Consider the following 10,267-nt stretch of genomic DNA (forward strand, 5'->3'; position numbering starts at 1 on the left):
AGCCGGTTCGCGATGCGGGGCGTGCCGCGCGAGCGGCGCGCGATCTCGGCGCGTCCGGCGGCGGGCAGCCGGATGCCGAGCATGGCGGCGGACCGCTCGACCACCTGCTCGAGCTCGTCGGGCTCGTAGTACTCCAGGTGCGCGGTGAACCCGAACCGGTCGCGCAGCGGGTTGGGCAGCAGGCCCGCGCGAGTCGTCGCGCCGACGAGGGTGAACGGGGCGAGCTCGAGCGGGATGCTGGTGGCCCCCGCGCCCTTCCCGACCATGATGTCGATGCGGAAGTCCTCCATCGCGAGGTACAGCATCTCCTCCGCGGAGCGCGCCATGCGGTGCACCTCGTCGATGAACAGCACCTCGCCCGGCGTGAGGCTGGACAGCAGAGCCGCCAGGTCGCCGGCATGCTGGATCGCCGGGCCGCTGGACAGGCGCAGCGGCCGTTCGCTCTCGTGGGCGACGATCATGGCGAGGGTCGTCTTGCCGAGCCCGGGAGGGCCGGAGAGCAGGATGTGGTCTGCCGGACGCTGCTGGATGCGCGCGGCCTCCAGCAGGAGCTGCAGCTGGCCGCGCACCTTGTGCTGGCCGACGAACTCGGCGAGCGACCCCGGGCGCAGCGCGCCCTCGACGGCCAGCTCGGATTCGTCGAGCGCCTCGGTCTCGGCCGCCTCGTCGCGATCAGCCACGCGCGACCTCCGTGCGGGCGGGGCCGAGTTCGGCGAGGGTGCGCCGCAGCAGCGTGGGCACCGTCTCCCCGTCGGGGCCGTCGGCCGCGGCGGTGGATGCCGCCTCCACGGCGACGCGCTCCGACCAGCCGAGGCCGACGAGCGCGGCGGCCACCTGGGCGACCGTGGCATCCGTCCCGGCGGGCGCCTTGCCGCCGCTCGGCGCGGGCGGGGCGAGCTTGCCGGCGAGCTGCACGACGATGAGCTTGGCCGTCTTGGGGCCGATGCCGGAGACCCGGCGGAACGGGGCATCCGCATCGTCGGCCACGGCCCGCGCGATGTCGTCGACGCTCATGGCCGACAGCACTCCGAGCGCCGATTTCGGGCCGACGCCGGTGACGCCGAGGAGCGTGGTGAACAGCGCGGACTGGGCGCGCTCGGCGAAGCCGAACAGCGACATGGCGTCTTCGCGCACGATGAGCACCGTGTGCAGCAGGATCTCGGTGCCCTCGCGCGCGCCGCGGGCGAGGTCGGCCGGCACCGCGACGGTGAAGCCGACGCCGCCGACGGACACCTCGATGCTGTCGACGCCCGCATGCAGGACTTCACCGCGCAGAGAGGAGATCATGCGTCGAGCCTAGAACAGGCGTCGCAGTTTTGTTCGACTCGACACGCTCGGAGCCCGGCTCTCAGCGACGGGCGACGCGCTCGGCGTCCCGCCATGCCCGCTGCGCCGGCGTCAGCACGGCGGACTGCTGCGCATGCAGACCGCCGCCGCGCCACGCGTGGCACAGCGCCAGGGCGAGCGCGTCCGCGGCATCCGCGGGCTTGGGCAGGTCGTCGAGGTGCAGGATGCGGGCGACCATGGTCTGCACCTGCCGCTTGTCCGCCTGACCGTACCCGGTGATCGCCGCCTTCACCTCGGTGGGCGTGTGCGTCTCGGCGGGGATGCCGAACTCGGCCGCCATCAGCAGTGCGACGCCGCTCGCCTGCGCCGTTCCCATCACCGTGTTCCGGTTCTGCTGGGCGAACACGCGCTCCACGGCGACGACGTCGGGCCGGTGCGCCTGCAGCACCTCCCGGATGCCGGCGGCGATCGTCGCCAGGCGCTGGGCGGCGGGGGCATCCGGTGCCGACCGCACGACGCCCACGTGCACGAGCGTCGCGGACCGGTCCGGGGCGACGTCGACGACCCCCACGCCGCAGCGCGTGAGCCCCGGGTCGACGCCGAGGACGCGCAGGGAGTTCACTCCCCCACGCTAGAACGGCGGATGCCGCGTGCCCGGCAGGCACGCGGCATCCGGCGTTTCGTCTCGCTGCGCCCGCTCGACGACCGACGCTCGATCAGTCCTCGTCCTCTTCGAGCTCGGCCTGCACCTCGGCGGTCAGGTCGAAGTTGCTGTAGACGTTCTGCACGTCGTCGCTGTCCTCGAGCGCGTCGATGAGGCGGAAGACCTTGCGCGCGGTGTCGGCATCGACCTCGACCTTGAGGTTCGGCACGAATTCGACGTCGGCCGACTCGTACTCGATGCCCGCCTCCTGCAGCGCCGAGCGCACCTGCACCACGTCGGACGCCTCGGTGAGCACCTCGAAGCCCTCGGCGTGGGGTCCGACATCCTCGGCACCCGCCTCGAGGGCGACCATCATGACGTCGTCTTCGGTGGTGCCGTCCGCGCCGACGACGATGACGCCCTTGCGCGTGAAGTTGTACGCGACGCTGCCCGGGTCGGCGAGCGTGCCCCCGTTGCGGGTGAGGGCGGTGCGCACCTCGGCGGCGGCCCGGTTCTTGTTGTCGGTGAGGCACTCGATCATGAGGGCGACGCCGTTCGGGCCGTAGCCCTCGTACATGATCGACGAGTACTCGACGGACTCCCCGCCGATGCCGGCGCCGCGCTTGATGGCCCGGTCGATGTTGTCCTTCGGGACCGACGTCTTCTTCGCCTTCAGCACCGCGTCGAACAGCGTCGGGTTGCCGGCCTGGTCAGGTCCGCCCAGCTTCGCGGCGACCTCGATGTTCTTGATGAGCTTGGCCCACGACTTGGCACGGCGCGCGTCGATGACGGCCTTCTTGTGCTTGGTCGTTGCCCACTTGGAATGCCCGGACATGAATCTCCTGCTCGTGTTCTCCGGCCCGGAGGCCGAGGTTCAGTCTAGTTCAGCGCGTCGTACGCGCCCCCGGCGGAGCCTGGGCGGGCGCGGTCAGCCGAGGATCTTGTGCAGCGTGCGCAGGTTGCGGGTCGTCGTGGCGGTGCGGAACGGGGAGCGCGAGCGCGCCATCGCCTTCGCGAAGGGCGTGTCGAGGCTGCGGCCCTTCGCGGGCGACCAGTAGACGACCCCGGGACCCGGTGCGACGGGGTCCTCGGCGGGGTCGAGCGGCGGGTCAGCGTTCGCGGCGGAGGCCAGCACCGCCGCGCGGGCCCCCTCCTCGGCGCAGAAGATGACGTAGGGCTGGCGTGCGGCATCCTGCGCATCGAACGGGAAGGATGCCACCGTCTCGGCGAGCTCCTCGCGCGTCACGAGGACGATCCACGCGTCGTAGCCGAACCTGTCCCGCAGCGCCCGCTCGATGCGCGCCTTCAGCGTCGCGCGCGCGCCCGCGCCGCGGAAGCGCACGTTCCCGCTCGCGAGGACCGTCTTCACGTCCGCGAAGCCGAGCTCGGCGAACACCTGCGCCAGGTCGGCGCTCTTGATCGTGACGCCGCCCACGTTCACGCCGCGCAGCAGCGCGACCCAGGTCTGCTCCGTCGGGTGGCCGGTCACAGCACGAAGTCGAATCCGAAGCGGGACGACAGCAGCGACACGAGGTCGCGCGGCACCTTGGCGAGGTAGGCGGGGGCCGGCACCAGGGTGCGCGCCTCGCCGATGAACGGGAAGTAGATCGGCCCGTCGATCTGCCGCTCGAGCTCGTCGCGCACGGCGACCACGTCCGCGCCCGTGCGCCGCAGCGCGCTGAGCGTGATCGGCGTCGCGAGCCGCAGCGTGTCGCTCACCGGCATGCGCCAGTGGGCGCGCTCGACACCGTCGCGCACGCGGGTCTCCTCGCCGAGCGGGCCGAGCACGCGGCCCCACGCGGCGATCCCGGGCTGGGCGAGCGTCCGGTCCCAGACGAAGAGCGTGTCACCGGGTCGGGTGTGCGCCACGAGCTCGTGCGACCACTCGAACCGGTGGTCGTCCGCCTGCTGCGGCGCGCTCAGCGCCTCCCCCACGATCCCGCGGGAGGGCGCGATCATCCAGTACCGCTCCTCGGGCCGATCTCGCCACCACTCGTTGATCGCCATGTCGGAAGCGTATCGTTCAGGCGGCCCGCACGAGGTCGAGGAAGTGCCGATGGAAGCGCCGCTCGCCGGTCATCTCCGGGTGGAACGAGGTTCCGAGCAGCGCGCCCTGCTGCACCGCGACGACCCGGCCGTCGGTGAGCGCGGCGAGACTCGTCGCCTCCGCGCCCACGTGCTCGACGATGGGAGCCCGGATGAACACGGCGTGCACCGGCTCCTCGCCGAGCTCGGGGATGTCGAGGTCGGTCTCGAACGACTCGACCTGACCGCCGAAGGCGTTGCGCTGCACGGTGACGTCGAGGCCGCCGAACGTCTGCTGTCCGTCGATCCCGTCGGTGATGCGGTCGGCGAGCAGGATGAGTCCCGCGCACGTGCCGTACATCGGCATGCCGGCCGCGATCGCCTCGCGGATCGGCTGCTGCATCCCGAAGGCGCGCGACAGCTTGTCGATGACGCTGGATTCACCGCCGGGCAGCACGAGCCCGTGCACGGCGGCGAGGTCCTCGGGGCGGCGTACGAGTCGCACGTCCGCCCCGAGGTCCGTCAGCGCCTGGGCGTGCTCGCGCACATCGCCCTGCAGGGCGAGGACCCCGACGCGCGGGGCGTTCACCAGCCGCGCTCGGCGAGGCGGTGCGGTGCGGGCAGGTCGGAGACGTTGATGCCGACCATGGCCTCGCCGAGGCCGCGGGAGACCTCTGCGATCACGGCCGGGTCGTCGTAGAACGTGGTCGCCTTCACGATCGCCGCGGCGCGCTTGGCGGGCTCGCCGGACTTGAAGATGCCGGAGCCGACGAACACGCCGTCCGCGCCCATCTGCATCATCATCGCGGCATCGGCGGGGGTGGCCACGCCACCGGCGACGAAGAGCACGACGGGCAGCTTCCCGGTCGCGGCGATCTCGGCGACGAGCTCGTAGGGCGCCTGCAGTTCCTTGGCCGCGACGTACAGCTCGTCCTTGGTCATCGAGCGGAGCACGTTGATCTCGCTCGTGATCTTGCGGATGTGCTTCGTGGCCTCGGAGACGTCGCCGGTGCCGGCCTCACCCTTGGAGCGGATCATCGCGGCGCCCTCGTTGATGCGACGCAGGGCCTCGCCGAGGTTGGTCGCACCGCAGACGAAGGGAACCGTGAAGCCCCACTTGTCGATGTGGTTCACGTAGTCGGCGGGCGAGAGCACCTCGGACTCGTCGATGTAGTCGACGCCGAGCTGCTGCAGCACCTGCGCCTCGACGAAGTGACCGATGCGGGCCTTGGCCATGACGGGGATCGAGACGGCGTCGATGATGCCGTCGATCATGTCCGGGTCGCTCATGCGCGACACGCCGCCCTGTGCGCGGATGTCGGCGGGCACACGCTCGAGCGCCATGACGGCGACGGCGCCGGCGTCCTCGGCGATCTTCGCCTGTTCCGGGGTGACGACGTCCATGATCACGCCGCCCTTGAGCATTTCGGCGAGTCCGCGCTTGACGCGGCTCGAACCGGTTTCGGGTGTCGACACGGGGGATCCCTTCGAGAATCGCGCTCGGCTCCGTCGTGCTGGATCGTGACGGGCCAGACAATGCGCACTTTGACCTAGGCCAAAAGATAGCATGGCTGTCATGACCCCAGCGATCACCGGCCGCACCGCCTCCGAGATCGCCGACAGCATCCGCGCCCTCGTGGAGCGCGGCACCCTCGCGCCCGGCGACGCGCTCCCCCCGGTGCGCACGCTCGCCGTCGACCTGGGCGTCAACCGGAACACCGCCGTCGCCGCCTACCGCCACCTGGCGACGACGGGGCTCGTCGAGGCGCGCGGGCGCGCCGGCACCGTCATCGCCCGCCCGCGGGCGGTCGCGATGGAGGGGTTCGCCGCCGACACCGTGCTGCGCGACGTCGGCTCGGGCAACCCCGACGCGCAGCTCATCCCGAGTCCCGCCCGGGCACTGCAGACGATCGCGTCGCGCCCGGTGCTGTACGGCGAGCCGGTCATCGACCCGGCCCTGGCGGCGTGGGCGGACCCGTGGATGCGCGCGGACCTCGCCCCCGCACAGGTGCGGCTGACCATCACGAGCGGCGCCGCGGATGCCACCGAGCGGCTGCTCGCGCAGTCGCTGCAGCGGGACGACGTGGTCGCGCTCGAGGACCCCTGCTTCCTCGCCAGCATCCACACCGTCCGCATCGGCGGCTACCGTCCGGTCGCGGTGCCGGTCGACGCCGAGGGCATGACCGTCGCCGGGCTCCGCACCGCGATCGCGGAGGGCGCACGGGCGATCGTCTACACGCCCCGCGCGCAGAACCCCACCGGCGCGAGCCTCAGCGCCGACCGCGCCGCGCAGCTGCGCGCCGTGCTCGGCGAGCATCCGTACCTGCTCGTCATCGAAGACGACCATTTCTCCCTGCTCTCGCAGCGGCCCTACCTGTCGATCATCGGCGCCGACCACCGCCGGTTCGCCGTCGTGCGCTCGGTGTCGAAGTTCCTCGGCCCGGACATGGGCGTCGCGGTGGTGGCATCCGATCCCGACACCGCCCAGCGTCTGGCGATGCGCCTCACCCCCGGCACCACGTGGGTGCGCCATCTGCTGCAGCGCCTGGCCTGCGCACAGCTCGCCGACCCGGAGGCGACGGCGCGGATCGCGGCCGCCGGGCGGCACTACGCCGCGCGCAACGCCCGCTTCGCGGAGCTCCTCACCCGCCACGGCCTGCCCACCCACGCCGGCGACGGGCTCAGCGTGTGGGTCGCGCTCCCCGTTCCGGCCCGGCCGGTGTGCGAGCAGCTCATGCGGCGCGGCTGGCTGGCGCGGCCGGGCGACGAGTTCGAGCTGGATGCCGCAGAGCCGTCGACGCACGTGCGGTTCACCGTCCACGAGCTCGACGACGCGGACCTCGATGCCCTCGCCGGGGATGTCGCGGCGTCCGTCGCCGCCGTGCGGGCCCAGTCCCCCGGCCCCGACGAGCACCCGGCCGGGCGGATGGGATGATCGACCGGTGAAGATCCTCTCGATCCAGTCCGCGGTCGCGTACGGCCACGTCGGCAACTCCGCCGCGGTGTTCCCGCTGCAGCGCATCGGCGTCGAGGTGCTGCCGGTCTACACGGTCACGTTCTCGAACCACACCGGCTACGGGGCGTGGCGGGGACCGCTCATCGCGCCCGACGACGTACGCGACGTGATCACCGGGATCGAGGAGCGCGGCGTGCTGCCGGAGATCGACGTGGTGCTGTCCGGCTACCAGGGCGGCGAGGGCATCGCCGACGTCATCCTGGACGCCGTCGCGCGGGTGAAGGCCGCGAACCCGGCCGCCGTGTACGCCTGCGACCCGGTGATGGGCAACGCGAAGAGCGGATGCTTCGTCGCCCCCGCGATCCCCGACCTGCTGCGCCACCGGGTGGTCCCGGCCGCCGACCTCATCACGCCGAACCAGTTCGAGCTCGGCTACCTCACCGGCACGTCGCCGGACACCCTGGAATCCACGCTCGCCGCGGCGGACGCCGCACGGGCGATGGGGCCGCGCACCGTGCTGGTCACGAGCGTGGAGCGCCCCGACCGCGAGCCCGGGACGATCGAGATGCTGGCCGTCGACGACGCCGGCGCGTGGAGCGTGGCGACGCCCCTGCTGCCGATGAAGGCGAACGGCTCCGGCGACGTCACCGCGGCCCTGTTCACCGCCCACTACCGCGAATCGGGAAGCGCTGCGACGGCGCTCGCCCGGGCGGTCTCGAGCGTGTACGACCTGCTCGCCCTGACGCACGAGTCGGGCAGCCGCGAGCTGCAGCTGGTGGAGGCGCAGGGGTTCTACGCCGACCCGCGGCTGCAGTTCGAGGTGCGTCAGGTGCGCTGAGCCTCCTGGGCGGCCCGGTCGCTCAGGCCGCGGGCCAGGCGGATGCCACGGCCTCGCGCACCTCGCCGAGCAGCTGCGGCAGGGCCTTCGTCTGCGCGACGATCGGGAAGAAGTTGGCGTCGGCATCCCACCGCGGCACGATGTGCTGGTGCAGGTGCTCGTCGACGCCCGCACCCGCGACCCGGCCCTGGTTCATCCCGATGTTGAAGCCCTCGCAGCGCGACACCGTCCGCAGCACGCGCATCGCGGTCTGCGTGATCGCGGCCATCTCGCTCGCCTCCTCGTCGGTGGCCTGATCGTAGGTCGCGATGTGGCGGTAGGGGCACACGAGCAGGTGCCCGGAGTTGTACGGGAAGAGGTTCAGCAGCGCGAAGCTCGTGGTCCCCCGGTAGACGATGAGGCCGTCGGCATCCGACTTGCCGGGCGCCGCGCAGAACGGGCAGCCCGCTCCGCGCAGCGCTTCGGCGCCGGTGTTGATGTACGCCATCCGGTGCGGCGTCCACAGCCGCTGGAAACCGTCCGGCGCCCCGGCGAAATCGGCCGCCTGCTCCAGGCTGCGCTCGTCGGTCACGCGGGCTCGCCCACCGGGATCAGGTCGTCCGCCGTGTTCACGAGCGTCTTGGCCGCGATCGCGCCGGTCACGAGGGCGATCGCCTCGGCGACGGGCACCCCGTTGCTCTGCGAGCCGTCGCGGAACCGGAACGACACGGTGCCTGCGGCCCGGTCCTGCTCCCCCGCGATCAGCTGCAGCGGCACCTTCTGCGTCGTGTGGGTGCGGATCTTCTTCTGCATGCGGTCGGCGCTGTGGTCGACCTCGGCACGCACGCCCGCCGCGCGCAGCCGGTCGATCACGCCGTCGAGGTAGTCGGCGTACTCCTCCGCCACCGGGATGCCCATCACCTGCACCGGCGACAGCCACACCGGGAACGCGCCCGCATAGTGCTCGAGCAGGATCGCGAAGAACCGCTCGATCGAACCGAACAGGGCTCGGTGGATCATGATCGGGCGGTGCTTCTCGCCGTCCGATCCGGTGTACTCCAGGCCGAAGCGCTCGGGCAGGTTGGGGTCGACCTGCACCGTGGACAGCTGCCACACGCGACCGAGCGCGTCGGTGGTCTTGAGGTCGATCTTCGGACCGTAGAACGCCGCCTCACCGGGAACCTCGGTGAGCTTCAGCCCGCTCGCGAGGCCCACCTGGCGCAGGGCGTGGGTCGAGGACTCCCAGAACTCGTCCGACCCGATCCACTTGTCCTTCTCGTCGTCGCGCATCGACAGCTCGAGCTCGAACTCGGTCAGACCGAAATCGCGCAGCATCGAGACGATGAAGTCGAGGACCTTGCCGACCTCCTCCTGAAGCCGCTCCGGGGCGACGAACAGGTGCGAGTCGTCCTGGGTGAAGCCGCGCACACGGGTCAGGCCGTGCAGGGCGCCGGAACGCTCGTACCGGTAGACGGTGCCGTTCTCGGCGAGCCGCAGCGGCAGGTCGCGGTAGCTGCGACCGCGCTCCTTGTAGATGAGGATGTGCATCGGGCAGTTCATCGGCTTGAGGTAGTAGTCGTAGCCCTTGCGGGTGACGTTGCCCTCGTCGTCGCGCTCCTCGTCGATCTTCATCGGCGGGAACATGTCGTCCTTGTAGTTGACGAGATGGTTGGACTGCCAGAAGAGGTCTTCCTTCGAGATGTGCGGCGTGTACACGTAGGTGTAGCCGCCCTCGATGTGGCGCTTGCGTGCGTGCTGCTCCATCTCGCCGCGGACGATGCCGCCGCGCGGATGCCACACCGACATGCCCGAGCCGAGCTCGTCCGGGAACGAGAACAGATCCAGCTCCTTGCCGAGCTTGCGGTGGTCGCGCTTGGCGGCCTCCTCGAGGCGCGTCTGGTAAGCGCGCAGCTCGTCCTTGGTCGGCCACGCGGTGCCGTAGATGCGCTGCAGCTGAGGGTTCTTCTCGCTCCCGCGCCAGTACGCGCCGGCGATGCGCATGAGCGCCCAGCCGTTGCCGATGAGGCGCGTCGAGGGCAGGTGCGGGCCGCGGCAGAGGTCCTTCCACGCGGTCTCGCCGTCGCGGGTGACGTTGTCGTAGATCGTCAGCTCGCCGGCGCCCACCTCGACGGAGGCGCCTTCGGCGGCCTCCTTCTGTCCGCCCTTGAGCCCGATGAGCTCGAGCTTGAACGGCTCGTCGGCGAGCTCCGCGCGCGCCTCGTCGTCGGTGACGACCCGGCGGACGAATCGCTGGCCGTCGCGGATGATGCGCTGCATCTCCTTCTCGATGGCCTTGAGGTCCTCGGGGGTGAAGGGGTGCTCGGCGCCGAAGTCGTAGTAGAAGCCGTCGGTGACCGGCGGGCCGATGCCGAGGTTCGTCTGCGGCTTCACGCGCTGCACCGCCTGCGCGAGCACGTGCGCGGTCGAGTGACGCAGCACGTTGAGCCCATCAGGCGAGTCGATCGCGACCGGCTCCACCTCGATGTCGGCAGCCGGCTCCCAATCGAGGTCGCGCAGTCGGCCCTCCGGGTCGCGCACC

12 protein-coding genes are annotated in these 10,267 nt (G+C 71.5%); 2 read left to right on the plus strand and 10 right to left on the minus strand.

Translation table 11 applies throughout. From position 1 onward, the window contains the following. The 8 genes from ruvB to pdxS form a co-directional block, all read right to left on the minus strand. Positions 1-680 (minus strand): Holliday junction branch migration DNA helicase RuvB (ruvB, locus tag VJR25_RS05225; protein ID WP_324113235.1); only part of this gene is annotated, 680 nt, incomplete at its 3' end. Then, positions 673-1,287, minus strand: coding sequence for a Holliday junction branch migration protein RuvA (gene ruvA / locus VJR25_RS05230; RefSeq protein ID WP_324113238.1), 615 nt, complete (start codon positions 1,285-1,287; stop codon positions 673-675). The genes ruvA and ruvB, both read right to left, overlap by 8 nt. Before the next feature lie 61 nt (positions 1,288-1,348). Further along, complete coding sequence (gene ruvC / locus VJR25_RS05235) at positions 1,349-1,909, minus strand: crossover junction endodeoxyribonuclease RuvC (RefSeq protein ID WP_324113241.1); 561 nt, start codon at positions 1,907-1,909, stop codon at positions 1,349-1,351. 94 nt (positions 1,910-2,003) lie between these two features. Beyond that, positions 2,004-2,765, minus strand: a complete 762-nt coding sequence (locus VJR25_RS05240) for a YebC/PmpR family DNA-binding transcriptional regulator (protein WP_324113244.1) — start codon at positions 2,763-2,765, stop codon at positions 2,004-2,006. A gap of 93 nt (positions 2,766-2,858) precedes the next feature. Next, the gene (locus tag VJR25_RS05245; RefSeq protein WP_324113246.1) at positions 2,859-3,419 is read right to left on the minus strand and encodes a DUF1697 domain-containing protein; all 561 of its coding nucleotides are present in this window, start codon (positions 3,417-3,419) and stop codon (positions 2,859-2,861) included. Next, positions 3,416-3,937, minus strand: a complete 522-nt coding sequence (locus tag VJR25_RS05250) for a hypothetical protein (RefSeq protein ID WP_324113248.1) — start codon at positions 3,935-3,937, stop codon at positions 3,416-3,418. Before VJR25_RS05250 ends, VJR25_RS05245 begins: the two co-directional genes overlap by 4 nt. Positions 3,938-3,953: 16 nt before the next feature. Continuing rightward, positions 3,954-4,544, minus strand: a complete 591-nt coding sequence (gene pdxT / locus VJR25_RS05255) for a pyridoxal 5'-phosphate synthase glutaminase subunit PdxT (protein ID WP_324113250.1) — start codon at positions 4,542-4,544, stop codon at positions 3,954-3,956. After that, positions 4,541-5,431 carry a pyridoxal 5'-phosphate synthase lyase subunit PdxS gene (pdxS, locus tag VJR25_RS05260; protein ID WP_324113252.1) on the minus strand — a complete coding sequence of 297 codons (891 nt, stop codon included), beginning with the start codon at positions 5,429-5,431 and terminating at the stop codon, positions 4,541-4,543. The genes pdxT and pdxS overlap by 4 nt, the downstream gene beginning before the upstream one ends. 100 nt (positions 5,432-5,531) lie before the next feature. Here pdxS and VJR25_RS05265 point away from each other — a divergent pair, with 100 nt between their 5' ends. Both VJR25_RS05265 and pdxY read left to right on the plus strand, forming a co-directional pair. After that, positions 5,532-6,890 (plus strand): aminotransferase class I/II-fold pyridoxal phosphate-dependent enzyme, encoded by a 1,359-nt coding sequence (locus VJR25_RS05265; RefSeq protein WP_324113254.1) that lies wholly within the window; start codon positions 5,532-5,534, stop codon positions 6,888-6,890. A gap of 7 nt (positions 6,891-6,897) precedes the next feature. Beyond that, on the plus strand, positions 6,898-7,749 hold the full coding sequence (pdxY, locus tag VJR25_RS05270; RefSeq protein ID WP_324113257.1) for a pyridoxal kinase PdxY: 852 nt from the start codon (positions 6,898-6,900) through the stop codon (positions 7,747-7,749). Between the two features lie 22 nt (positions 7,750-7,771). Here pdxY and VJR25_RS05275 read toward each other — a convergent pair whose 3' ends face one another. Further along, complete coding sequence (locus VJR25_RS05275; protein ID WP_324113259.1) at positions 7,772-8,320, minus strand: HIT domain-containing protein; 549 nt, start codon at positions 8,318-8,320, stop codon at positions 7,772-7,774. Further along, complete coding sequence (thrS, locus tag VJR25_RS05280) at positions 8,317-10,266, minus strand: threonine--tRNA ligase (protein WP_324113261.1); 1,950 nt, start codon at positions 10,264-10,266, stop codon at positions 8,317-8,319. Before thrS ends, VJR25_RS05275 begins: the two co-directional genes overlap by 4 nt. Position 10,267: the final 1 nt, after the last annotated feature.

Source organism: Microbacterium sp. (genome assembly GCF_035277845.1).
GTDB lineage: Bacteria > Actinomycetota > Actinomycetes > Actinomycetales > Microbacteriaceae > Microbacterium.